The 26,108-nt window shown below is 37.4% G+C and carries 21 protein-coding genes; 8 read left to right on the top strand and 13 right to left on the bottom strand.

Annotation, left to right across the window (positions count from 1 at the left end):
• Window positions 1–7 precede the first annotated feature (7 nt).
• Both CSC80_RS17820 and CSC80_RS17825 read left to right on the top strand, forming a co-directional pair.
• Window positions 8–367 (top strand): hypothetical protein, encoded by a 360-nt coding sequence (locus CSC80_RS17820; RefSeq protein WP_099193276.1) that lies wholly within the window; start codon window positions 8–10, stop codon window positions 365–367.
• 82 nt (window positions 368–449) lie between these two features.
• A complete protein-coding gene (locus CSC80_RS17825; protein WP_099193277.1) occupies window positions 450–926 on the top strand; it encodes a nucleoside deaminase in 477 nt (158 codons plus the stop codon).
• A gap of 21 nt (window positions 927–947) precedes the next feature.
• Here the strand turns inward: CSC80_RS17825 and CSC80_RS17830 are convergent, their stop codons facing one another.
• The 6 genes from CSC80_RS17830 to CSC80_RS17855 form a co-directional block, all read right to left on the bottom strand.
• Window positions 948–2,522 carry a sugar porter family MFS transporter gene (locus CSC80_RS17830; protein WP_262497253.1) on the bottom strand — a complete coding sequence of 525 codons (1,575 nt, stop codon included), beginning with the start codon at window positions 2,520–2,522 and terminating at the stop codon, window positions 948–950.
• Window positions 2,523–2,590: 68 nt separating this feature from the next.
• A complete protein-coding gene (locus CSC80_RS17835; RefSeq protein WP_099193279.1) occupies window positions 2,591–3,682 on the bottom strand; it encodes a mandelate racemase/muconate lactonizing enzyme family protein in 1,092 nt (363 codons plus the stop codon).
• Window positions 3,682–5,136 carry an aldehyde dehydrogenase gene (aldA, locus tag CSC80_RS17840; RefSeq protein ID WP_099193280.1) on the bottom strand — a complete coding sequence of 485 codons (1,455 nt, stop codon included), beginning with the start codon at window positions 5,134–5,136 and terminating at the stop codon, window positions 3,682–3,684. Before aldA ends, CSC80_RS17835 begins: the two co-directional genes overlap by 1 nt.
• A gap of 19 nt (window positions 5,137–5,155) precedes the next feature.
• On the bottom strand, window positions 5,156–5,926 hold the full coding sequence (locus CSC80_RS17845; protein ID WP_074674417.1) for an SDR family oxidoreductase: 771 nt from the start codon (window positions 5,924–5,926) through the stop codon (window positions 5,156–5,158).
• Window positions 5,927–5,951: 25 nt separating this feature from the next.
• Window positions 5,952–6,968 (bottom strand): alcohol dehydrogenase catalytic domain-containing protein, encoded by a 1,017-nt coding sequence (locus tag CSC80_RS17850; protein WP_099193281.1) that lies wholly within the window; start codon window positions 6,966–6,968, stop codon window positions 5,952–5,954.
• A 1-nt stretch (window position 6,969) separates the two neighbouring features.
• A complete protein-coding gene (locus CSC80_RS17855) occupies window positions 6,970–8,115 on the bottom strand; it encodes a family 43 glycosylhydrolase (RefSeq protein WP_099193282.1) in 1,146 nt (381 codons plus the stop codon).
• 626 nt (window positions 8,116–8,741) lie between these two features.
• Here CSC80_RS17855 and CSC80_RS17860 point away from each other — a divergent pair.
• Genes CSC80_RS17860 through CSC80_RS17870 form a run of 3 tightly spaced genes read left to right on the top strand, consistent with a single transcriptional unit; the run spans window position 8,742 to window position 15,167 of the window.
• Entirely contained in the window at window positions 8,742–11,822 is a 3,081-nt protein-coding gene (locus tag CSC80_RS17860; RefSeq protein WP_099193283.1) for a TonB-dependent receptor, read from the top strand.
• A 19-nt stretch (window positions 11,823–11,841) separates the two neighbouring features.
• Complete coding sequence (locus CSC80_RS17865; RefSeq protein WP_099193284.1) at window positions 11,842–13,551, top strand: RagB/SusD family nutrient uptake outer membrane protein; 1,710 nt, start codon at window positions 11,842–11,844, stop codon at window positions 13,549–13,551.
• A gap of 17 nt (window positions 13,552–13,568) precedes the next feature.
• Window positions 13,569–15,167 (top strand): hypothetical protein, encoded by a 1,599-nt coding sequence (locus tag CSC80_RS17870; RefSeq protein ID WP_201796648.1) that lies wholly within the window; start codon window positions 13,569–13,571, stop codon window positions 15,165–15,167.
• A 218-nt stretch (window positions 15,168–15,385) separates the two neighbouring features.
• Here CSC80_RS17870 and CSC80_RS17875 read toward each other — a convergent pair whose 3' ends face one another.
• Both CSC80_RS17875 and CSC80_RS17880 read right to left on the bottom strand, forming a co-directional pair.
• The gene (locus CSC80_RS17875; RefSeq protein ID WP_139254429.1) at window positions 15,386–16,924 is read right to left on the bottom strand and encodes a helix-turn-helix transcriptional regulator; all 1,539 of its coding nucleotides are present in this window, start codon (window positions 16,922–16,924) and stop codon (window positions 15,386–15,388) included.
• Window positions 16,925–17,323: 399 nt separating this feature from the next.
• The gene (locus CSC80_RS17880; RefSeq protein ID WP_099193285.1) at window positions 17,324–18,370 is read right to left on the bottom strand and encodes a family 16 glycosylhydrolase; all 1,047 of its coding nucleotides are present in this window, start codon (window positions 18,368–18,370) and stop codon (window positions 17,324–17,326) included.
• A 291-nt stretch (window positions 18,371–18,661) separates the two neighbouring features.
• Here CSC80_RS17880 and CSC80_RS17885 point away from each other — a divergent pair, with 291 nt between their 5' ends.
• Genes CSC80_RS17885 through CSC80_RS17895 form a run of 3 tightly spaced genes read left to right on the top strand, consistent with a single transcriptional unit; the run spans window position 18,662 to window position 21,386 of the window.
• Window positions 18,662–19,645 (top strand): TRAP transporter substrate-binding protein, encoded by a 984-nt coding sequence (locus CSC80_RS17885; protein WP_091602903.1) that lies wholly within the window; start codon window positions 18,662–18,664, stop codon window positions 19,643–19,645.
• Window positions 19,645–20,112 (top strand): TRAP transporter small permease, encoded by a 468-nt coding sequence (locus CSC80_RS17890; RefSeq protein WP_099193286.1) that lies wholly within the window; start codon window positions 19,645–19,647, stop codon window positions 20,110–20,112. The genes CSC80_RS17885 and CSC80_RS17890 overlap by 1 nt, the downstream gene beginning before the upstream one ends.
• Window positions 20,109–21,386: a TRAP transporter large permease gene (locus CSC80_RS17895; protein ID WP_099193287.1), complete on the top strand. Its 1,278-nt coding sequence runs from the start codon at window positions 20,109–20,111 to the stop codon at window positions 21,384–21,386. The genes CSC80_RS17890 and CSC80_RS17895 overlap by 4 nt, the downstream gene beginning before the upstream one ends.
• On the opposite strand, the gene CSC80_RS17900 is transcribed toward CSC80_RS17895, so the two are convergent.
• From CSC80_RS17900 to CSC80_RS17920, 5 genes are read right to left on the bottom strand one after another with little or no spacing between them, the layout of a single operon-like run.
• A complete protein-coding gene (locus tag CSC80_RS17900) occupies window positions 21,369–22,178 on the bottom strand; it encodes an alpha/beta hydrolase-fold protein (RefSeq protein ID WP_099193288.1) in 810 nt (269 codons plus the stop codon). The two genes, CSC80_RS17895 and CSC80_RS17900, sit on opposite strands and share 18 nt — an antisense overlap.
• Window positions 22,179–22,181: 3 nt before the next feature.
• Complete coding sequence (locus CSC80_RS17905) at window positions 22,182–23,300, bottom strand: Zn-dependent alcohol dehydrogenase (RefSeq protein ID WP_099193289.1); 1,119 nt, start codon at window positions 23,298–23,300, stop codon at window positions 22,182–22,184.
• On the bottom strand, window positions 23,290–24,558 hold the full coding sequence (locus CSC80_RS17910) for an FAD-dependent oxidoreductase (protein WP_236973433.1): 1,269 nt from the start codon (window positions 24,556–24,558) through the stop codon (window positions 23,290–23,292). The genes CSC80_RS17905 and CSC80_RS17910 overlap by 11 nt, the downstream gene beginning before the upstream one ends.
• 7 nt (window positions 24,559–24,565) lie before the next feature.
• Window positions 24,566–24,874 carry a 2Fe-2S iron-sulfur cluster-binding protein gene (locus tag CSC80_RS17915; protein WP_058105455.1) on the bottom strand — a complete coding sequence of 103 codons (309 nt, stop codon included), beginning with the start codon at window positions 24,872–24,874 and terminating at the stop codon, window positions 24,566–24,568.
• 1 nt (window position 24,875) lies between these two features.
• The gene (locus CSC80_RS17920) at window positions 24,876–26,033 is read right to left on the bottom strand and encodes a cytochrome P450 (RefSeq protein WP_099193290.1); all 1,158 of its coding nucleotides are present in this window, start codon (window positions 26,031–26,033) and stop codon (window positions 24,876–24,878) included.
• Window positions 26,034–26,108 lie beyond the last annotated feature (75 nt).

The following is a 26,108-nucleotide window of genomic DNA, read 5'->3' on the forward strand; positions in this document are numbered from 1 at the left end:
ATGCCATATGAGTATTGAAGAATTAGTGGGTTCGTATTCTATTATAGGAAGCAACCAAGATGAGGAATCGTACAATTACAAAGGTCTACTTTTATTATCCCTTGATGGTAATAATAGAATTATTGCAAAATGGACCATTAATAATACTCAGAAACAGACTGGTACAGGTTTTTTTAAGAACAATATTTTGGTGATAAATTTCAGCTATACTGGCGGTGACCAAAATATTTACAAAGGTGTTGTGGTGTACCAGTGCCTTAGCAAAGATGTTCTAGACGGATTTTGGTCCGAGAAACACGGTAATCCTCTTTATTTGGGAGAAGAGCGTGGTTTTAGAATAAAATCTAAATCCAATACGCTGAACTAATATTCAAATGCGGTAGAAAACTAAAGTTAATACCATATTATTCCTGTAATTTTACATCCCTATTTAAAATTAAGAAAAGAATATGACGAAAGATCACGAGTTTTTTATGAGAAGAGCCATAGAAATGGCAGCAAAAGGAATGAACTCAAATGCAGGCGGCCCCTTTGGTGCCGTAGTTGTAAAAGATGGAGAAATTATAGCCGAAGGCCATAATAAGGTAACTTCTACGAACGACCCTACTGCACATGCAGAAATGGTGGTTATTAGAGATGCCTGTAAAAAACTGAATACGTTTCAATTAACAGATTGTATTATTTATACTTCTTGCGAGCCTTGCCCGATGTGCTTTGGTGCCATTTATTGGGCTAGACCAAAGACAGTATATTATGGTTGTGATAAGGCAGATGCAAAAGCTATAGATTTTGATGACCAGTTTATATATGATGAGCTAGAAGTTGAAATGCAAGACAGACAAATTCATTTTAAGCAAATGCTTCAAGAAGAAGCCGTTGAAGTCTTTAATGATTGGGCTTCTAAACAAGACAAGACAAAGTATTAATATAGATACCGTTTAAAAATGTCATGTGGATTTCACTAGTAGTTTTTCCAATTCTTCTAGTGATTTCCCTTTTGTTTCCGGTACCTTGGCAACAATAAACAACAAACCTATTATTGCAAAAATTGCGTATAACAAAAAGGTCAACGAATTACCAAGATTAGATAATTGCCAAGGAAAAACAAGTTGAACCAAAAAGGCAAATGTAAGGTTTACCAAACCTACAAATGAAATTGCCAACCCGCGAATTCGATTTGGGAACAGTTCTGAAAAAAGCACCCACATTACAGGACCTATGGAAACTGCATAAAAAGAGACAAATAAAAGAATACCACATAAAATAAGAACCGAATTCATCTTTGCCGCGGCAGTTACCAAAATAGCTTCATACTGTTTGGCTTTATCATCACCTAAGGCATTGGAAAGCGCGGCTTTAAAATCTAAATCTGAAGTAAAGGTTTGATCTTCCAAAGCCCTTAATTTTTCAATTGGCACATCATTAGATAACCCGGTTAATGCGCTGTCATCTAATATATAGGTGGCAGTCTTAAAACCATAGGCTAGAATCAACATTGCTGATGCCATACCTATCATACCGTAAATCAACATAGGTTTCCTACCTAATTTGTCTATAATCTTCATGGCTACGATAGTAAATATCAAATTTACCAATCCTACTAAAATAGCTTGTAAAAACGATGCATCTGTACCAATGCCCGTTTGTTCAAAAATTAAGGGTGCATAGAACATCACAGAATTTATACCTACCAGCTGTTGAAATATGGCAACAATAATGCCTACCAGTATTACAAGGCGTATGTTCTTTTTAAAAAGCTCCCCGAAGTGAACCTTTTCTTTTTTACCTTCTTGAAGAATACTCTCTTCAATAGATTTCATTTGTTTTGCTGCTTCATTTGCTCCCACGAACCTCTGTAACGTTTGCCTTGCCTCTATTAAAGAACCTTTCATGGAGAGCCATCTAGGGCTTTGCGGCACAATAAACAATCCTATATAATATAATAATGCGGGAAACACTTCTAAACCAAGCATCCAACGCCAATTCCATTTTTTTAAATTAATGGTGTTTACCCAACCATAATCGCTATCGCCCAATCTTAAGATTAGATAGTTTGTAAAAAATGCGGCCGAAATACCAATGACAATATTCAATTGATTAAAAGATACCATTTGCCCTCTCTTCTCAGGCGGACTTACTTCTGCAATATACATTGGAGCAATGATCAAAGCTGCACCTACAGAAAAACCACCTATTAACCTGCCTATGATCAACATAGTAAACGTAGTGGAAAATGCTGAAAAGAGCGCTGAGACCGCAAATAATAAAGCGGCATATTTGAGTACGCTTCTTCTGCCTATTTTATCACTTAAAGGTCCCGCAATAAAAGTGCCTAGCGCAGCAGTCAAGGTTATGGAACTGACCAGCCAACCTAATTGAATATCGTTAAGGGAGAATTCATGTTCTACAAACTTTAAAGTTCCAGAAATAACGGAAGCATCAAAACCAAGAATAAAGCCGCCCAGTGCAACAATGGCGGCTATTCTTATTATATAATTTTTATTTACTTCCATGTTAAGTATTTGTAATAGTTCATGCTTATAAAAGTATTGTTAAAACAAGTAAAACTCTCACTTAAACGCAGTTAATCCTAGCTCTTGTAAGGGGCTAATTTCTCCCAATTGAACACTACGCCGGTACCCGGAGTATCTGGTGCTACAGCTCTATGATTTTCCACAACTAAAGGACGTAGTGTATACTGGTCTATAGGAAAGCTATGCACTTCTAACCAACCTGCATTGGGTTGAGAAGAGACAAGACTTACATGAAGTTCTTGCATACCATGACTACATACCGGGATATGATGTTCTTGCGCCATTTTTGCCACTTTCAACCAACCTGTTACACCACCGCAGTTAGAAGCATCCGGTTGAATAAAGGATAGTTTGGATTGTGCAAAGGCATATTCAAATTCATGAATGGTATGTAAATTTTCACCCATGGCCAAAGGAAAACCGGTACGATCAACAATTTCGCCAAATCCTAAATAATCATCAGGTATAATCGGTTCTTCAAACCAGGTAATATCATATTTTTTAAAGCCTTCAATAGCTTTTATCGCTTTGTCTACGGTCATAGAATAATTGGCATCGACCATAAATGTAACATCCGGACCTACAAACTCACGTACCGCTTTTATGCGTTCTAAATCTTCTTCTAAATTTTCCCTTCCTATTTTAATCTTTACGGCATTGAACCCGCTATCCAAATAGGTTCTCATATTATCCAAAAGCTTTGGAATAGGAAATTGAAGATCTATACCACCGCAATATGCCTTACAGGTATTGTCTGCATCTCCGGCCATTTTATATAAAGGTTTATCGGCTTTTTTACAGCGAATATCCCAAAGGGCAATATCTATGGTAGAAATGGCAAAAGAGGCAATACCTCCTCTACCTACATAGTGAATATGCCATTCCATTTCTTCATATAGCTCCTCAATTTTAGAACCATCCTTACCTATTAAAAAAGAGGTAAAATCATGCTCTACCATAGCTTTGGTAGCGTGCCCGCCTTTACCGCCGGTATACGTGTAACCAGTGCCTTCAGTACCGTCCTCCAAGGTAATTGTAGTTGTCACAAGCTCAAAATGCGTATGGTCGCCGTGTTTGGCATCGTTCATTACTTCTGGTAAAGGAACCTTAAATAATTGACAATCTACTTTTGCTATTCTTGTACTCATTATGCCTTATGTCTTACGTAAAACGTTTTCTTTTCCATATACTGCTCAAATCCGTATTTACCGTCTTCACCACCGGAGCCACTTAACTTATACCCGTTATGAAAACCTTGGTGCTGTTCTCCATGACCACGATTCACATAGATCTCACCATATTCAAGTTCATCATTGCAACGCATGATCTTATTCATGTCATTGGTAAATACCATTGCCGCCAAACCATATTCACAGTCATTTGCAAAGCCTACAACCTCATCAAAATCCTTAAATTTCAACACAGGTAAAATAGGTCCAAATGACTCTTCATGAACAATGGTCATATTTTGGGTTACATCGGTCAAAACCGTTGGTTCAAACCAATATCCTTTATCAAATTCACCACCGGACAAACGTTTACCACCAGTGGCAATTGTTGCACCCTCATCTAAACTCACTTTGACCAAATGCTCCATATGCTCCAATTCGCTTTTGTTCACCTTTGGTCCCATATCTGAATCCTCCAACATTGGATCACCCACTTTTAGCGCTTTGGTCTTTTGAATAAATTTATTCATGAATTCATGGTAAATATCTTCATGAACATACATACGTTCATTACAAGTACATACTTGGCCACAGTTATCGAATCTAGAATGTAAGGCAGCATCTACGGCTTCATCAATATCAGCATCTTCAAACACTATAAACGGAGCCTTTCCACCCAGTTCCAATTGTACGTGCGTTAGGTTCTGTGCTGCCATTTTTGCTATTTGTTGACCTACAGGAGTAGACCCTGTCATAGTCACCATTTTGGTTAAAGGGTTTTCTACCAAGGCAGTACCCATAGCTCTTCCCGGTCCTGTAATAATATTCAACAAACCATCTGGCAAACCAACTTTTTTAGCTAAGTGCCCTAACTCTAATGTTGCTAGCGGAGTTTCTGAAGTCGGTTTTACCACGATAGCATTTCCTGCTACCAATGCCGGACCAATTTTTCTTCCGGCCAAAGCCAAAGGGAAATTCCATGCCGTTATGGCAACTACTACTCCACGTGGTATTTTTTGAATCCAAATTTGTTCATTTGGGTTATCTGAAGGAATGATATCACCTTCAATTCTTCGTGCACCCTCACAAGCATATTCTATAAAAGAAGCGGTTACCGCAACTTCCATTTTAGCTACTTTAAGCAACTTACCTTGTTCCTTTACTAAAAGCTCTGCCAATTTATCGGCATTCGCCTTTATTTCATCAGCAAATTTATACAGAAGTTCCGCTCTCTTTCTGGCAGGGACTTTTTTCCACTCTTTCTGTGCCTTTTCGGCTGCTTCCAATGCTTGTACAGCTTCCGCAACCGTTCCATTTTGAACCTTTGCGTAAACCTCCTCAGTTGATGGATTTATAATATCGATGGTTTCACCAGAGGTTGAAGTAACCCAAGATCCATCTATAAACATTTGGTATTCTTTTATTGATGCCATTTTTCTGTTTTTAGTGTGATTATCTACCCATCCAACCTCCGTCTACCAGAGTGATGCTTCCGTTCATATATGCAGCCGCGTCCGAAGCCAAAAAGACCACGGGACCTGCAAAATCTTCTGGTTCTCCCCATCGTCCTGCCGGAATTCTAGCCAAAATAGAATTTGCCCGCTCTTCGTTATTACGTAAGGCTTCTGTATTATCAGTACTTATATACCCCGGTGCAATGGCGTTGACATTTACTCCGCTACCGGCCCATTCGTTGGCAAAGGCCATGGTCAATTGACCGATCGCTCCCTTACTGGCTGCATAGCCCGGCACGGTTATTCCACCTTGGTAAGTTAACAACGATGCCGTAAATATTACTTTTCCTGCACCACGGTCAACCATTTCTTTTCCTATTTCCCTGGTTAAAATGAATTGTGCATTTTGGTTTACCTCTATCACTTTATCCCATAACTCGTCTGAATGTTCAACGGCTGGCGCCCTTAATATGGTTCCAGCATTGTTTACCAAAATATCTATTACAGGAAAATCGCCTTTAACGGCTGCAATAAAACTATACAGTGCTTTTCTATCACTAAAATCACACGCATAGGCTTTAAAATCTCTGCCCAGTGCCTTTATTTCCTTTTCTACATCGCTTCCGCTTGATTCTAAAGTAGCACTTACGCCTATGATATTTGCACCAGCCTCCGCAAGACCTATCGCCATGGCTTTACCTATGCCTCGCTTACAACCCGTAACCAATGCCGTTTTACCTTTTAAACTGAATTTATCCAGTACTCCCATTTTCTTTTAAAGTTTTAGTTCTTAGTTATGATTGACAATCCATTAGGACTTTTAGTCCGTCAGGGTTTTTATCTATATTTTCAAATACCCTTTGTATGTTCTTTAGCGGTTGCACGTCCGTAATCATTTCATTGAATGGCAATTCATTGGCCGTAATTAAACGTATAGCCTTTTCATAGTCCTCTTTTTCATAGACTCTTGCCCCTATTAATTTAAGTTCTTTCCAAAAGAATTTAAATAAGTCTACTTCTTTCTTTTGCCCATGTATGGCTACCATTACAATTCTACCTCTAATTCCGGCAACCTCTGTCATAATATCCAATGCAGGTTGAACTCCTGCAACCTCGAATACAACATCTGCCCTTTTATCATCGGTCTTGCTTTTTACATAATCTACTAAGTCCGTTTTTATAGGGTTTACAGCATCAAGACCTAATTCTTTTGCCTTGGATATTCTTGTTTCATTTACTTCAGATACAATTACCTGTGCCCCTTTTTCCTTGGCTACCAAAGCAACTAAAAGACCTATTGGGCCACCGCCCAAAACCACGGCGGTCTCACCTGCCTTTAATTCACCCATTCTTACATCATGCACTGCTACTGATAAAGGCTCTATCAATGCCGCCAATTTTAAGTCTGTTTCTTCTTTTAATTTATGAAGTGTAAATGCAGGTACGTTCCAGTACTGTTGCATTGCACCCGGACTATCAATACCTATAAACTTGAGTTCTTCACAAATATGGTTGAACCCCTTGTCAGATGATTTCACCTTTCTATCATCCAACGGTCTAACCACTATTTTATCGCCTACTTTGAATCCGCTTACACCTTCACCTATAGCGTCTATGGTCCCAGACATTTCATGACCAATGGTCTCAGGTATGTTTACACGTTTATCCATCATACCATGATAAATATGTACATCTGTACCACAAACGCCCACATATGCCACTTTAATTCTAACATCTCCTTTTGCAGGAGCTTCTATTTCTTTTTCTATTACAGAAAATGTTTTATCGCCTTTGTACTGTGTTGCTATCATTTTAAATTGCTTTTTCTCCTATTGCTGTATGTGATGTTTTATTATATGACGAAAACCGCTGTATACTTTGGTAATCGTCGTTATTGTAAATATGGGTCAAACCCCATCTTAATATTTCCGTTGGATTATTCTCGGCATCCGCAGACCTATTTAAGCCTATGGCATGTGGTGGATTTTGAATACTCGCCACAATTTCAAAATTGATACCATCTGGAGACCATTGTATGGTATTTTTCTCCGGTCCGTCCGTAGTGATCAAAGATGCTATTCCATCATCATAGGGCCATACGCAAATTTCATGACCGCTATTGCTGATGGGATTATATACCGACTTTTCATAAGGTCCTAACGGATTATCCGCAATAGCAACCCCATGTCTAATTTGACGTCCGCCGAAGTTTATTTCCTCACCCATTTGTTCGCCTTTGTAATACAAGTAAAATTTGCCTTTATATGGCAAAATGCATGGATCATGTACTTTATGACTATCAAAGTCTCCTTTTTTTTCGACCTTAAACCTATTATCCTCTTCACCTAACCAAATTCCGTTATCAGCAGGTGAAAGAATAGGCTCCGGTAATTTTTGCCAAGGACCATTAGGGCTATCTGACCAAGCCAAACCAACTTGATTTTTCACCCGAACCGTATATGGACTTTTAACCGTTTGATAGCTCAGGTAGAATTTATCATTATGCTTCATTACCTCTACCGTAAAAACTGAACGGTCATCAAAAGAGCCAGAATCTCCCCTTTTTACGGCGATACCTTCTTCCTTCCATGTCCAGCCATCTTTAGAAGTTGCATACCAAATATCGCAACGGTCCCATGGAAAAACCTTATCCTTCTCAATATTGCCTGCAAAACCCTGCGTAGCACCTAAACTTTTGCTATACCATACGTAGTATTTGCCATTCTCTTTAATTACAGCACTAGGATCTCTTCTACAGACACCTTCTTCATATGCCAAATCTCCCAATAAAGGTTTAGGTTCTTCAAACTCAACAAACCATTCATTACCAACCTCGGGCCATTGTAATGCCCGTTTAGATGCCGCACTTAAATATTGTGCATTGGTAATTCCTAAACTGTCTAGCTTACTTTTAGATAACTTTACTTCACTAAATGTTTTTTTTGTGTTACTTACCATGGATGTATTTCCACTTTTAATGTTATAAGCTGCCTATCACGGTCATGATTTTGAACCATGAAATTTATCGAAATTGAAAACCATATTTACAAATTGAAGTATTTATCAATTACATATGTTTTGGTATTCAAAAATTTTAATTCCACAATTTTTTAGACAGACTATTGCCAACTTGACAATAACAGCCAAGTTAATTATAACATACATTCTGTCATGATATGAATACTGAACAAAAACTGTACACCATTTTTAATCGTTACTCAACCGCACTTTTAGCATATTAACTCATTGGCAATTTACCTTATAGTATTTCATCGCAATGCACCATATTAGCAAAGAATTGCAACAAATGATCAACTAAAAACATAAGAAGGCTTTTGTTGGTTAGTCAATATCAAAAAACTACTCTCACCTTAAATATAATCTGTACAATTAACCAACTCCCCTTTTACTGGTGCTAGACAAAAAAATAGAGGTGTCTAGTTTTTGTTCAGTTAACAATTATTTAACCTAATTGACAATTAGATAAATTTGAGCGGTCATGATTTTGAAATATTAAATTTTTAACTGGTTTAGATGTGAAATTATCATCTATTAACAAAATTCAACTAACGTAACTCATTATTATGAAAGGAAACAAGCTTAAAATTAACGGCGTAGTGACCATGTTACTGCTGATCATTTGCGGGTATGGAACTGCATTTGCCCAACAAAATGTATCCGGTACGGTAACCGACGCATCGGGAATTCCCTTACCTGGGGTAACCATACTGCTTTCAGGAAGCAACAAAGGTGTTACCACTGATATGGATGGAAATTACTCCATAGCGGCATCAAAAGGAGAAACACTGGTATTTACATACTTAGGTTTTAAAGATGCCAGTCAACAAATTGCATCTAATGGACAAACCATTAATGTAGTATTAGAAGAAGATACACAACAACTGGATGAAGTTGTTATTATTGGATACGGTTCTCAAAGAAAGAAAGAAGTAACCGGTGCTGTTGTAGGTCTAAAATCTGAATCTATCGAAAAAGCACCTGTATCGGATTTAGGAGAATCTATACAAGGACAGATTGCAGGAGTTAATGTTCAGGCTGCCGATGGTAGACCTGGTGCAGCTGCCAATATTCAAATTCGTGGACTTGGATCTTTGTTAGGTAGTAATACGCCTCTTTACATTGTAGACGGTATACCTTATGAAGGTACGCCCAACATTGCACCCGAACAAATTGAATCCATAGACGTCTTAAAAGATGGGGCTTCGGCTTCAATCTATGGTACAAGGGCATCTAACGGGGTTATCTTAATAACGACCAAAAGAGGTAAAGAAGGTAAAATTGAGGTAAATTTTAATACGTACACGGGTATCCAAAACATAACCTCGGGTGTTCCATTAATGAAAACTACGCAACAGATGTATCATGAAGATACCATGTTAGAAGCCTTGGGTACTGATCCTTTAATTTTCTTTTTCGATCCAGATGCATTTAAGTATGACAGTGATTTCGTTGGGGATGTACAAAATAACAACGCACTCATAAAAAATTATGCAGTAGGTATCAGTGGCGGTGCCGATGGACTTTCCATGAACTTCAACACCAATTACTTTGAACAAGAAGGTGTGCTTATTAACTCTGGTTTTGACAGATTGAGTTCTCGACTTAATGCCCAGTTCAAAAAAGGAAAGTTCTCTGCTTTCGCAAGTGTTGGCATGACCTATGAAAACACTACTCAAGAACCTTGGGGAATGTATGAGTATGCTTTAAGGCAGAAGCCATGGCAAACACCCCTAAGTTCTTTAAACGAGGTTGGTGAAAATCAGGTACAGATTCCTGTTCAGAACGAAATTCTATATAGTTACTTATCAAGTCAACTACAAAATATTGACGAAAGAGAGGTGAAAAGCACTAACATTGCCATTAACCTTGATTATGAAATTATTGACGGACTTCACTATAAACTAAATCTGGGTCGTAACAACTGGGATTACCAAAGAAAGTTCTTTCAACCACAGTACATTGTTTATGGAAATGATGGTTTATTGAACCCAACGGCTTCAAGAGAAGATGCTGTTTTACAGGAAGATTTTACATGGACACAAAGAAGTACCTTAGAAAATATCTTGAAATACAATAGATCTTTTGGAAAACATAATATTGATTTAACGGGATTGATTTCTTTCGAGAAATTTGAATCCAAAACTGTAGGGGTCGGTGTAATTGGTTTTGCCAGTAACGAAACACAGGTTTTAGGAGCTGGAGAAGATAGCTCTGCACCAACGGGTAGCGAACAAACAACCACCTTAAGCGGTTTAATGGGTAGGTTCCTATATAATTTCGACGAAAAATATCTTTTCTCGGCAAGTATTAGACGAGATGGAACTTCAGTTTTTTCCGAAGAAAACAGAATTGGAATTTTCCCTGGGTTTTCTGCAGGATGGAATATATCCGAAGAAAACTTCTTAAAAAACAGCGCATCTATCAGCAACCTAAAATTAAGAGCTAGTTGGGCCGAAGTTGGTAACCAAAGTTTAAACGACCCCTATGTAACCACATCAAGAATTGAAGGTGGAGTAAATTATTTATTCGATACCGCCGAAACTTCATCTGCCGGATATATTCAAAGAAGAATTGCCAACAGTGATCTTAAATGGGAAACCAAAATTTCCAAAAATATTGGTGTAGATCTCTCTATGTTCAACAACAGGTTTACATTCACCGCAGATGTTTATAAGAATGATAGAAAAGAGATGATACTTAATCTGCAAACACCACCATCTGCCGGTACCACTCAACCAAGGGATGCGAATACCTATAGTAACATCTTAATAAATGCCGGAGATATGACCAACCAAGGTATTGAACTGGCCGCCTCTTATAGAAGTAATGCCGCTAAGGCTTTTAAATGGGATGTTGCCGCAACGTTTACTACCAACGACAATGAAATTCAAAATCTTAATGGTATAGAAAGAGGCTACGGCGGTGGTTTGCCAGCAGTAACCTTAGCAGGTATCGATTATACCACTTTTCATGCTGTAGGTTATGAAGCCGGTGCTTTTTTCTTGGTAGAAAATGACGGAGTCATAAAAACCCAAACCGATTTAGATGCCTATAGGGCAATTGAACCAAGCGCCCAGTTAGGTGATATGAAATATATTGACCAAAACGGTGATAGTGTTATTGATGATAATGACAGAGTCTACAAAGGATCGGGTCAAGCAGAATTTGAAGTCGGTCTTAACTTTAACTTCAATTATAAAGGTTTTGATCTATTCATACAGAATTACTATTCTCACGGAGCTGAAATCTTTAATGGTGCTAGATACTTAGCCCATGCTACTGGTAGACATTTGGAGCAGTACAATATGTGGTCTCCTCAAAATCCAAATTCAGACATTCCTACGTTTAGACAAGATTCTTTTGGAAGCAGCTTTAGATCTCGTTCAGATTTTTGGTTAGAAGATGGTACCTATTTCAGATTGAGAAACGTAACCCTTGGTTACACCGTACCAACCGAAACTACATCTACGATCGGTTTAAGCAAATTGAGACTTTATGTTTCTGCCATGAACCCTCTAACCATAACCAATTATACAGGTTACGATCCAGAAGTTGGTGGAAACGGACTTAATACCAGAGGTGTAGACCAAGGGAATTACCCGGTAACAAGAAGATTCGTACTTGGTTTACAGGTTAAATTTTAATTAAAAAAATTGTAACAACATGAAAATTAAATCAATAAAAACAATATGGGCACTTTCACTGACCACAGTGTTTGCCTTGTCCTGTAGTGAAAATGAATATTTAGAGGAAATTAACCCTAATGCCATTACTACAGACGTATTTTGGGAGTCTTCAACTCAATTTGATGCTGCATTAACAACTGTTTATGGCGCAACTCAATTTCAGTCTATTAGTGGTGGAGACCTACAATTTGAGATGATGTTGGGTGACGAGGCCGGCACAGAATCGTGGTATGCACCTTTCGCCTATAGAAATTTAACGTATACGGATGGTGCTAGTCAAATCGCAAATAAATGGTCGCAACTTTATATCGGAATCTATAGGGCTAACCAGGTAATTAATAATTTAGCTACAGCAGACACTTCTGTATTTGCAGAGGGTGAAAGGGAAACAATTGAGGCCCAAGCTAAATTTTTAAGGGCATTCTTCTACTTTCAAGTTGCACATACCTTCGGTGGCGGAGTTATAAAGTTAGACGCCATAGAAAGTGCAGAAGATTTACCCGGAACTTTTTCTACCATTGATGAGATTACGAACAGTATCATTATTCCAGACCTTGAATATGCTAGAGAAAATCTACCCCAAACTTGGGATGATTCCAATATTGCAAGGGTAACTTGGGGCTCTGCAACTTCATTATTAGGAAAAGTGTATTTATATGATGAGGATTGGACTACCGCAGCTAGCTTGTTTAAAAGTGTAATTGATTCGGGTATATACTCCTTAACGGCAAATATCAATGACAATTTCAGACATGAAAATGAATTTAATTCAGAATCCATTTTTGAAGTTGCCTATAATGCAGAAATCAGTCCGGCATCGGGTGGTGCCGCAGTAGACGACAATAGTTTTGAAACCGGTGCAGAAGCAAGTACATTGGCCACAGCCGTTGGTCAACTTAACTATGGGGGCTATAATACCGTACTTCCTACTTATTTTTTACACGAACTATTTGTAAACGATGAAGTAGATCCGTCTAACCCTGTAAACGATGATAACTTACAATCCAAAAGAATGGGAGGTTCAGTAGTACCTAGTAATGGGGACGGACTGTATTACAACGTTGAACCGGGTTCAAAAGGATGGGCGTACGGTCAAAGTACTTATGCTAAAAAACATGCCAACTGGTACCATTTGGAATTTGAAGATGGCAACAGCCGCTCTGGTATTAATTTTAGACATATACGATATGCCGATGTATTGTTAATGTATGCCGAAGCGCTACTTAACTCTGGCGGTTCTGTTGATGAGGCCATTGAATACATTGATATGATTAGAGCAAGGGCCGGTGTAATTACACTTAGACAGTATCTTAATGAGAATGGCAATACTTTCCCTCAACTGCATGTTAGCAAACAAGTAAACGGTACACAACCAATGGTTCCTGCAACTGCTGCTACTGTTTTAACGCACTTGCAACGCGTGGAAAGACCTTTAGAACTTTGTTTTGAGGGACATCGCTATAAAGATTTGGTTCGTTGGGGAATTGTTCAAGAGGTGTATAATGATTTAAGAGCCGAGGAAATTTGGAGAGAAGAGAATTTTGAAGCCATTGAAGATCAAGCTCCTTTATTTATTAGAGAAAGAATACGACCAGATTTTCTTTTTTCTTCTCAGAACTACACTCCTGCAGTGCATAATTACTTTCCAATACCTGCAGCTGAAGTACAAACTAACGATGGTTTATAAACGATAAAAAAAATATTATGAACATAAAATATAAAATTAACTTACCCATACTCTTTTCATTTGGTTTTATGCTGTTGACATTGTCTTGCGATGATGATCCGGCTGACGATGTTCAACTTCCAGAAATAAGTCATAGAGTAATAATGACCTCTCAAATGGATTTTGAAAATAAGGTCAATCTTAATGATGAAATTACATTTGGCGACGTATCGGTAGGTGTTGTAAGTAGAACATGGACTTTTCCTGAAGGAGTTGCCAATATTTCTGGTTCAGAAAATAATACTACATCTTCAGAAGATATCGTACAAGCATTCTTTACTCAATTGGGAGACCATGAAGTAAAACTGCACCAAACTTTTCAAAGCAGTGCCTATGTGGGTACAGAGCAAAGAGGTACTGAATTGGATACTACAATTGTAGTTAGGGTTTTAGGAAATATTGGGGCAAACCTTTCTGCTAATCTTTTAAACAGTGATGGCAGCGTAGGTGAAGCATTGACTATCGGCGATAATTCAAGAAATGAAATTATGGCAGGTAGTACGGTTAGATATTCCATTACCACTACAGGTGAGCCTGAAAACTACAACTGGTCTTTTGAAGGTGGCGATCCAACTACTTCTACAGAGGTAGTTGAAGAATTGGACGTTAAATACAAAAAGCTTGGAGAATATGGATTTGGGTTTTCTGCCAATAGGGCAAGACCAGAAGGTGGTTATGAGTTGACATATACCAATTTGGTAAAAATCATCCCTTCTACCGAGCCTGTTACACTTGACGCGATTGAAGCCACAGCTGATGGTAACATAGGTCTTAATTTTAGTAGAGAAATGGAACCTACAACTATAGATATGACAAATTTCTCTGTTAGCTTAGCAAATGCTGGTGTTGAAATTCCCGCTACAATAGCAAGTGTAGAAGTTGATCCCAACGAAGGAAACATCGTTGTAATTAGTCTTGAAAATGATCGCGTATACAATGATGATACTGCAATAGTTAGTTATACAGCTGGAGATTTAACTACGACAGATGCATACCCTGCAGAGAGTTTTACCGATTTACCGGTAGTCTTTAAAGGCAATAACATTTTAAATAACGGCACTTATGATTATAGTTTTGAAAACTCTACTGCCGCTAATTGGCCTTACCAATGGTGGGGAGCTCCATGGGATGCTTACAATCTCGAAATTTCTACGGCGCAAGCTCAAGATGGAGAAAGTAGTGCCCTCATAGAATTTGACCCAAATGGCGGTATGATCATTGCTCATACAGACACTTCTGGGGCAGCTATTCCTTTTACGGTCGAAGAAGGCAAAACGTATGAAGTTGGGGTTTGGGTATATGTTGAAACTTTAAGTGAACCAGATACAGGTACTTTATTCGCTCCGGATTTAAGATTCTATTGGGCACCTAATACCGATTGGGGAGTTGCTCCTAACCCAGCATTCACAAGTGACTTTGCACTAAACCAATGGGTCTACTCTTCTTTCTTAACAGATTTTGGTGGTGTAGCAGGTGATTTTACTTTATCTATTAGAGGGTACAATCAAGATAATTCTACGGTAACCCGTTTTTATATGGATAACTTATCTATATCTGAAGCGGTACTAAGACCTTAGACTACTTTTTAAATATGCATAAAAAGGACGAGCCTACCGGTTCGTCCTTTTTTAATTATAGAAACTCTTGTTTTAAACTACCAGCGATAAAATCTTTAATCTTTAGACTATAGTTCCTTCCAATGCAGTAAAAATGCCGTAGCAATATTATCAATCAATTACTAACCAATAATCTATTCCTTTTGAAGGAAATTAAAATTTTATGACATTTACCGGTCTTATAACTGAGCAATAAAATCTTCTAGGTTTTCCTTTCTTTCCAACTGTAACTTTTTACGTAACCTATAACGGGTTGTATGTACAGATTCTACAGATATACCTAATAACCTAGCCATATCTTTACTAGAAAAATTCAATTTAATCAGCGCACAAATTTTGTGATCACTTTGCGTTAGCTTCGGATATTTCTCGGTTAATTTTTTGTAGAACTTTTCATTAACCGCCGTAAATCGAAGTCGAAACTCCTCCCAATTATTATTATTACTTACCGAAATAGTGCGTAGTAGTTTATTTACTTCAGACTGCTGTAGGTTGTCTTTATTAGATTTTAATTTTTCTTTCAATTCTTTTAAAAACTCATCTTTCTCTACGAGCTGAAGAACCGAAGCAGCAAGTTCTTTATTTTTCAATTCTAAAAGTTCGTTGGTTTTTTGTATTTCCAATTCTTTGTTTCTTCGTATTAATTGTTTTTCCAACTTATGCTTATTACGAAGATGTCTAAAAAAGAAGAATGCCAAAATTAATATGAAAACTATAGTCCCTAATAAAATGACACGTTGTAACATCGAAATATGTTCTTCTTGTTGCAGCTTTTCAAAACGTTGCTTTTGAATTAAATCTGATTGGCGCTGTTTTTCAATTCTAAATTCATCTCTAATCTCTAACATCGATTTATTCTTAGAGCTTCTTCCATCAAAAAACAAAGCATCTAACTCCTTCGCTATCTTTAAATTTTCGTACGCTTTTTGATAGTTACCTTGCTTTTTATAATGTTCGGTTAACCGTTCATAAATCAGCGGAGTAAAATCAATGTGGTTTTTATATTTTTCTGAAACCGCTATGGCTTTCTCGTAATACTGAACACTACTATTTAAATCTCCTGTATTCTGCAAAACATCTCCCCAATATGTATAAACCAAAACCATATAAGAAGGTCTATTTTCCAAGAACCAAGGTTCTATACTTTTTAATAATTCAAGTGCCTTTTGGTTTTGACCTGTTCTAGATAATATAAATGCCTTCTCAAAATTCAATTGAGACATTGGCACTTGGTTTTCTACTTCCTTGTAATAGATTAAACAACTATCTAAATACGTACTTGCAAGTTCTGGCATGTCCAACTCACGATAAGTACTTACAAAAGCAAAGTAATTATGTACTAAATAGGCAGGGTCGGTATTACCTTCTTGAACCATATTTTTTCTTATGCTCAATGCCTTATTCAAATATTTTAATGACTCTTCCTCCCGCTTATAAAAGCTATAAAACCTTCCTAATCGCCAAGCGATCAAACCGTCTAACGAATCATTTTTAATTTTATCTGCCAAAAAAAGTGATTGCCAAAAAACATCGTACGAACTTGCATAATCTGCCCTATGCCCATAAACATCTGCCAGTTGCATTAGAGCATCAATACTTTTCAACGTATCGCCTTTTTGCAACAATTCTTTATGGGTCTGTTTTAACTTTTTTATTGCCGCTTCAGAACTTTCATACTTTATTCTGTTAGAGTCAGTAAAAAACTCATCTAACTTCATACTTACGCTATCATTTCCTTGTGCTAAAATGATTGTATAATTACCAAAAGTAAATAAGAGGATTATTAAAAATTGTAAAATGAAATTTTGACTAGAAAAAGTGTTTTTCAAAACTGTACAAATAGAAAGTTATTATACTCTTAAATATACAATAACTTATTGATTAATGATTAACCTAAAATGAGCTAGACAATTGAAGAGAAGGAATGTAAAATTAACTGAACCATTTAAATGGATTTATCTGTATCCAAAGCATAGATTCTTGTTTATAATTTGATATATCTACTTTTAAAATTCATTATAAAAAATTGCCCTAAACTTTAAAATCAAAACTAATAAAAAAAGAAAAAGAGCATGGTAACAACCCCATGCCCTTAACTCAATTAAATAAACTAACAACTATTTTTCCACTGGTTTGTATATTCTTATCCAGTCTACCTTCAGCGTATGGCCTTCAGTATCCGAAAGCTCATTATCCGTTGGTGTATATGTATCCGATTGATTTCCTGATGCTGGACTAGATCTCCAGTCCTGATCTTCCACATCTATAATAATATCCATTTCTTTACTTAATCCTGTACGTGTATCAGCACTGGTATCGCCTGGGTTCGTTGCATTTGTGTAAAACAAAGGATCAATTTGATCTTTACCAGATACGGTCCTAATCAACTCCCCGTCTATGTAGTATTCCAAATGCCATGGGTCTCTCCAGTATACACCATAGGTATGGTAGTCCTCTCTCCATTTAATATTATCTTTCATAAACCACGAACCTGCATCTTTAGGCTGATAATCTTGAAATGGGTCCCTTATAAATACATGGTGACTAATATGCATTCTAATTTCATACCATGAATGGCTCGCTTGGGCACTTTCTGAATATGCCGCTCCATAAGCTTCCATTATATCTATTTCTTGTGTATCATCTGGACTTAACATCCAAATACCGTTGGCTAAAACGGAGTTCATGATTTTAGCTCTCGCCTCTACATAAACAGGATATTGAACCCTCGTTTTATTCATAATGCAACCTGTGCTTATTTTATCTGTACCTGCTTTTCTTTTCGCCGGTATTTGCAACAAACCATCGGATACAAATGGGATATCCCTACTCCATTCGGTCAAGCCCGGTCCAGACCAATTATTATGGTAAAAGTCATCCCATTTATTAAAAAAAGCATCGCCTTTATTTCCTGCTGGTGCCTCATATTCAAAATCATCCGAAAAATCTTGAAATTTCCATTCCAATCCTGAACCGGGATCCGCAGGAACCGCCATTGTACTGTAATCTTCTTCTGTCTCTTCCTCTTTCTCCTCGCCTTCTTTTGGATCCGTATTGTCCACTTCTACATCAGGAGTTTCATTAACATCCGAACTAGAATTACAATTAGATGCCGTTAGCAAAAAAAGAAATAATGAAGACAGTATTAAAAATTTAAATTTCATAAGTGAGTTGATTTAAGCTTGGTTGAAAACCGATTTCAAGGTACAGTTATATGAATAAAAACTTCAATTAAATAACTAGACAAAAACTAACATTGGGCTGAACATGTATAATTTAAAATTGAACACCAATACATAGGCATAGACCTAACCATAAGAGTTAAGGTTTAAAAACAACTTGCCATGCAACCTAAAATAGTATAGACCAGTGGAATGAAAGCATAATTAACACCATAAAACTCACCAAATTATTGTATTTTAAAAGAGAATAACAGCAACTAAACCAACAATAAAATGTTTCTAAAAAGAGTAGCGGGTATACTCCTGTTTTTCTTAGTAATCACCTTGCACAGCTGTAAGAATAAAAATCAAGAGCCGTATGTTTTAAAAGCAAGTCTACTGGTTAATGAAGACCACTCTTGGCACAAAGCTTTTATTTTTTTTGGTGAACGATTAAAAGAAAAATCAAACGGTCGGTTACAATTAGAAACTTTCCCATCAGAACAATTGGCTAAAGAAGTTGAAGCCATCCGAATGATCCAAGCCGGTGTATTAGATATGACCACCACAAGTTCCCTCCTTAGTAATTGGACAGAAATAATGACCTTTTGCGAGTTACCGTTTCTTTTAAAAACTCCTGATGATGTTGAAATTTTGATGCAAGGACCTTTGGGAAAACGAATATCCAAGGAAATGTTAGAAAAAACAGGCTTAAAACCTTTGGGTTATTTTCAAGCTGGTGTAAGACAGCTAACTTCTAACAAGCCAATTACCCACCCAGATGACCTACAAGGTTTAATCTTGCGCGTACCCAATGTACCTTCTTTTGTTTCTGCTTGGGATGCTTTAGGCGCAAAAACTACACCTATGGCATTTTCTGAAGTTTTTACCTCTCTACAACAAGGAACCATTGATGCGCAAGAAAATCCTTTGGCACTTATTAAGGTCTCCGGATTTTATGAGGTTCAAAAGTACGTGAACCTTACCAACCATGTAGTTAGCTGGTCATACCCCGTTATCGGTGAAAAATCGTTTCAGAAATTACCAGAAGACCTTAAAGCTATATTCTTAGAAGCATCGGAAGAAATGATTACCTACCATCAGCAATTATTTCTTGAAAATGAAAAGAAAATCAGAGAAGAACTTGAAGCAAAGGGTATGGTTTTCGTCAATGTGGACAACGCCGCTTTTATAGAAAAATGTGGTACAACAATCTACGATACCCTATCTCCAGAAATGCAAGAAATATATAACACTGTAAAACAAGATTTACCTTAATGTCTTTATTTAAATTTTTCAGAAAAGCAATGAAATGGGGTACTATCATAAGTACCTTACTTTTTGTTGGCATTACACTTGTTCAAATTTACGGTCGATTTTTTATGACCAAGGCACCTTCTTGGACTGAAGAAGCCGCAAAAGTTGCATTTATTTATGCTATTGCCTTTGCAGCAGGTTTGGCAGTTAGGGGTGCTTACTACGTTAATTTCGGATTCTTGGTCGAAAAATTCAGTCAAAAGAATCAGGAACTTCTTCAATATTTTATCTGGATCATCACTTCTCTTTTCATTCTAGTTTTTACCTACCACGCTTTTGAATTCTTAATGATGGGGACCGTAGAAAAATCACCAAGCTTAAAATATCCAATGACCATATCGTTTTCAGGAATTGCAATTATGGGTATTTCTATTCTTGTTCATCTTTTAAACGAAAAACCAAAAAACACTAAAATGCCTAAACCATGATCATTATACTTCTTGTCGTCTTCGTCATATGTTTATTATTACGGTTTCCCATAGCTTTTTCATTAGGAATTTCGTGTATGGCATTTCTCATTTTCAATGGTACCGATCTTATTATCATGCCCATGAAAATGTATTCTGGCATAGATGTTTTTGTGTTGTTAAGCATACCAGGATTCATCATTGCAGGAAACCTCATGAACCAAGGCGGACTTACCTCTAAAATCATTAAGTTCTGTAATCATCTTATTGGTCACGTACCTGGCGGACTTGCTCTTGCAAACATTGGTTCTTCTATGTTATTTGCCGGTATTTCGGGCACAGCTATTTCAGATACTGCCAGTATTGGTTCCGTTATGATTCCTGCCATGAAAAAGGAAGGTTACGATGCCGATTTTGCCTGTGCCGTAACCGCTTCTTCTTCTACCGTAGGACCAATAATTCCGCCAAGCGTTCCTATGATCATTGCGGCTACCCTAAGTGGTCTTTCTGTAGGTAAATTATTTTTAGCCGGAGCCTTACCCGGGTTATTATTGGGTGTAGCGATGTTGGCGCTCACTTACTATATTGCCAAAAAAAGAAAATATCCAAAATACAAGCGAAGTTCCTTTAAACAGATATTTACAGGTTTTATAGATACATTCTGGTCTTTGTTAATGACGATTATCATCCTTTTCGGAATTATTGGTGGAGTATTCACGCCTACCGAAGCATCTATAATTGCGGTACTCTACGCTTTTTTGGTGGGCACTTTCGTTTATAAGCGACTCAACTTTAAAAAAACCATGGCAATTTTAATAGATGCCATGAAAACTTCAGCCAGTTTAATGGTGCTTATCGGTTTCGCCAATCTATTTGGTTACATATTGGTTTCTGAAAAAGTTCCTCATGAGATTTCTAATATGATTCTAGGCTTTTCAGACAACAAATATGTGGTACTATTACTTATAAACTTGCTCTTAATATTAGTTGGTACGTTCATGGAAACCATAGCGGCACTTTTAATTCTGTTTCCTATTTTATTAAAGGTAGCGTTAAGTGTGGATATTGACCCTATTCACTTTGCAATTATCGCATTACTGAATTTGATCATTGGTTTAACTACACCACCATTGGGGGTGTGTTTATTTGTAGCATCTGGTATTGGAAAGGTGCCTTTAGAAAAGGTAAGTAAAGCAAATTTACCGTATTTGGGAATCAGTTTTCTAGTACTGATTTTAATCACATTATTTCCACAAATAACGCTGTTCTTGCCTGACTTATTTATGGGCGATTGATGCATTAAAAAACAAATAGGTTTTGCGTACATGTTCTTGCCAGTATTCCCATTGATGACCGCCACGAAATTCAAGATATTCATGCGGAATCTGCAACTCGTTCATTTGGTCATTAAGCTTTCTATTACCCAATACTAGCTCATCATGAGTACCGCAATCAAACCTTATAGGCGGTAAAGGAGAGTGGCTACTTGTAATTACGTCAATGATATTTGGCAGCGTTACACTATCTAAATAAACATTTAAAGGTTCTTCTATAAAAAGTTCCATTTCCTCTAATTTGGTAATGGCACTGTGTGCTGAAATAGCACTAAATTTATCAGGATGCATGGCTCCCAAACGTAATGCACCATACCCCCCCATAGATAAGCCGCCAATACAAAGTTTACTTTTTTTACCTGCTTCCGGAATATTTTCTTGGATGGCCAAAGGCACATCTTCAACAATCCATTTCGCAAAGTCCTTGTTATGATGTGGAAAATAAGCAGAACCATCTCCCCACAATCCATCGGATGGCATTGCAATAATGGCCGGTTCTATTTCTCCATTGTTCATCATTTCTTGTGCCGATTTATGTGCACCTCCTTTTAAGGCCCATGCCCATGCGCTACCATACACACCATGTAACAAAATATAAATGGGTAAATTGGTAAGCGGTTTTTTTGTCTTGGGTACAAATACGCAAATATCTCCCCTACCCTTTAAATTTGGGGTTTTGACGGTTAAAAATCGGAGTCCGTCAAATTCCAATTTAGTATCTGAAAGTTCTATGGTTCTAAATGATCCTTGCATAGCTTATTTAAAAACGATGACACCTTTTGCATTTTTCCCGCTTAACATATCATTAAAGGCTTCGTCAAGTTGGTGCAATTCATATTCTTTGGTAATCATTTCATCCAACAGTAAATCTCCTTTTTTATACAAACCCATTATTTTTGGAAAATCTATTTGTGGCCTACATTTTCCATAAAGCGGATTTATATATATTTTGTCCCATTCGAACAAGCGCATATCTATGGTTATTTCTTCTTCAATTCCACTAACCTGAACAGCCGTTCCCGCATTACGCACCATAGCCAAAGGAGCTGCACCTAATGCAGGTATGGCGGTACATTCAAAAGCATAGTCCGCCATTTTATTTCCTAGAAGGTTTTTTACTTGGGATGCCGCATTCAGTAAACCCACATCCTCTTTTTGAGCTAAAATAACATCCGTTGCCCCAAAGGTTTTGGCCATTTCCAATTTAGTGGGGTTAATGTCTATGGCAATAATCCTATTGGCACCTGAAATTTTACAGGCGTTGATCACATTTAAGCCAACACCTCCACAACCCAAAATTACAGCTGTGCTACCTGCATCTAATTTTGCGGCGTTTACTACGGAGCCGTAACCCGTCATCACCCCACAACTAACTATGGCGGCAGCTGAGAAATTCAATGATGTCTCTTTTACCTTCACCAAAGCTGATGCTTTCACCAGTACATATTCGCTCAAAGAGCCTAAATTAAAGGAACGTTCTATTGCCCTGCCCCGCCATTTTGTATTTTCTAACGTTGCATGCCCAGGCGTATGACCGTTACCACCTGCTACCACAGGAGAGTTGTTATCACAAATATGCTGATTGCCTTCTTGGCATTGAAAACAGTGCATACACGGTGTTGCCCAATTTAAAATGACTTGGTCCCCCGCTTTAAATTCTAAATTACCATTTCCCACTTTTTCAACTATACCCGCGCCTTCATGCCCCATAACTATGGGTTTGCCCCAAGTAAGGGAATCGTAGTCCGTATGACATAGTCCGGCAGCCTTCATTTTCACCAAAACCTCATCGCTCTTAGGCTCATCAATTGTAATGGTATCTATTATAAATTTTCCATCACCAGTGGCAATAGCTGCTTTTACATTAATGGGCATTTGTTTCGGTTTTTATAAAATTATTCGGCTTAAACGGAATTGTATTATCTGCAATTTTCAATGGATCCACAAGAATCTTGTTCTGGATAAATTTACCCCCAAGAACAAAAGCTTTCCCATTATTTACGGCATCTACCGCAATAAGTGCATCATTTTTAAAATACCAAATTGAAAAGCAATCTATTTTATCTGCTTCGGTACGTTTTACCATATGTGTAAATCCTTTAGATAAGCCAACCATTTGCAATTTAACATGATATTGATCTGACCAAAACCACGGTATAGCATTATAGTTTTGTGTATTGCCAACAATATTAGAAGCCACAATCTTTGCTTGATCTACGGCATTTTGCACACTTTCCAATCGCATCCATTCTTTATAGGTAGGATGATAAAATTGTGCTACATCACCAATGGCATATACATCTTCTACCGTAGTTTGCAAATTCTCATCTACCTTAATACCATTATTAATTTCTGCCCCAATTTCTTCCGCCACAAATGTATTTGGCTTTACACCAGTACCAACAATCAAAACATCGGCAGTAAAAACATTACCGTTATTACATTGTATTTCTATTGCAGTATCAGTTTCTTTTATTTTAATAGCAGAGGTACCTGTGTGAATTTTCACCCCGTTTGCCGTATGTAATTCTTGAAAATAATCGGCTAATGCTATAGGGGCTACACGTGCCAAAATACGTTCTTCACGTTCTAGAACGGTAATATTTCCGCCCAATTTCCTCAATGATGCAGCTGTTTCCAATCCAATATAACCACCACCAATAATTACCACTTCTTTATTGGTACTTGTTTTAAAATCTTGCTGTATCTGTATGGCATCTTTCGCACTGCGTAACACACTTACTTTTCTACAGGACTCTATACCTTCAATAGGTGGTACATTCGCAGAAGCCCCTGTAGCGATTACAAGCTTATCATATCTTATAGTTTCACCATTGCTCAAAATAACGGACTTCAGTTTTTTAATTACCTTGGTTACCTTAAGACCAAATTGTAAAGTGATTTCTTCTTCTTGGTATCGCTCTAGTGCAAACAACGGTTTAAATTTCGTTGCCCCTTCCTCTTCTTTTGATAGATATTCTTTTGATAAAGGCGGTCTATGGTAGGGCAAATGTGCATCGGTATCTATTAAATAAATATTGCCTTGCCAACCTTGCTTTCTAAGTTCCATGGCGCAATTAGCACCAGCATGGCTTGCCCCAATAATTACGCAATTTAAATTTGTAGTATCCACAATTGATTTAATTTGCCACGCTTACGGTAATACCATCAACGGCTGCGGAAATAGGAATTTGACAGCATAGTCTACTATACTCCGTTACATTATCATCAAACTCCAACATATCTGATTCTATCTCTGTTGGTGCATCTAATTTTTGATAGAATTCTGGTGCAACATGCACATGGCAGGTGGCACAAGAACAGACTCCACCGCAGTCCCCATCTATACCGGCTACCTTATGCTTAACCGCTAACTCCATTAAACTACCACTATTGGCTTCTAGTTGTATTTCTTCTCCTGCTTTAGTGATGTAAGTTATTTTTGCCATATTATTTTGCGTTTAATCTTATAGTTAATTTATCAAAACCCACTTTTCGTTTATGAGCTCCCCAATTTTCAATATTTTCTACAGCATCTATAATTTCAATAGTACTTACCTTTTCAGTCAATACTCGTAAAAACACCTTCATTAATTGCCTTGCATGTGTAGCCCCCAAGCATTTATGGGCCCCAAAACCGAAAGCTACATGCGGATTCATTTTTCTGTCCAAAACAATTTCATTTGCGTTTTCGAAAATACTTTCATCTCTATTGGCAGATGCCCAACATAATGATACCCGGGTATCTTCTTTTGCAATATGCCCGCTAATTTCTTTCTCCTCTTTTACCACCCTGCCCATGTGGGTCAATGGAGAAAAGTAGCGTACAAATTCCTCTATTGCCGTATTTACTAACGCAGGGTTATCGTTTAATTTCTCAATTGCTTCTGGGTGTTCGGCTAAATAGGTAATGGTATTGGTCAAATAATTAATAACGGTATCCCTACCTCCTGCAAAAGTTAAAATAAGCACCCCTTTTACCTCCTCTTTGGACATTTTACGACCTTGATATTCCGAGTTCAGTAAAACGGAATACAAGCTATCATCTGGAGCTGCTATAGCTTTGTCTATTTCGGCATCTATATAATCGTATAAAATGGAAGCCTTATCCGCATCTAAATCAGAATCTTCACTTCTAAACACATGCGTTCCCCAAGAAATCCAAGTTTCCGCTTCACTTAAAGAAATATTCAACAACAAGGTCAATGCTTTTGATTGTATGGGTAAAGACAATTCTGAGATGGCTTCTATAGCTCCTTTTTGCAATACACGATCAATCTCTGCCTCAACAATCCTTGTTAATTTAAATTCATAATCGATATCTAATGGGCGTTTGAACCAATCTTCTACCAAGGCGCGATATTCTGTATGCTCAGGCGGATCTACTTCAAAGGGAATTTGTCTAGTATCCCTAATATTTACCTCTGACGGAACCACTATTCTACCGGGCTTTGCCGCTGAACTAAAATCTTTTGCATTATGCGCCGTTTTCCTCACATCCTTAAAACGAAGTAACATAGTTACAGGATCATCTTGATCATTAAAAGGGCAGGTTCCTTTAGACGCTCTAGTGTCTTTAAAGGCATCAGAAAAAATGCTTGCGCTCATTTACATCTCTAGTTTTGATTATTTGTAGATCACAAAGACCAAAAAGTATTGACTCTATACATTTAAACTGGTCTT

Source organism: Maribacter sp. 6B07 (genome assembly GCF_002700155.1).
GTDB classification, from domain to species: Bacteria; Bacteroidota; Bacteroidia; order Flavobacteriales; family Flavobacteriaceae; genus Maribacter; species Maribacter dokdonensis.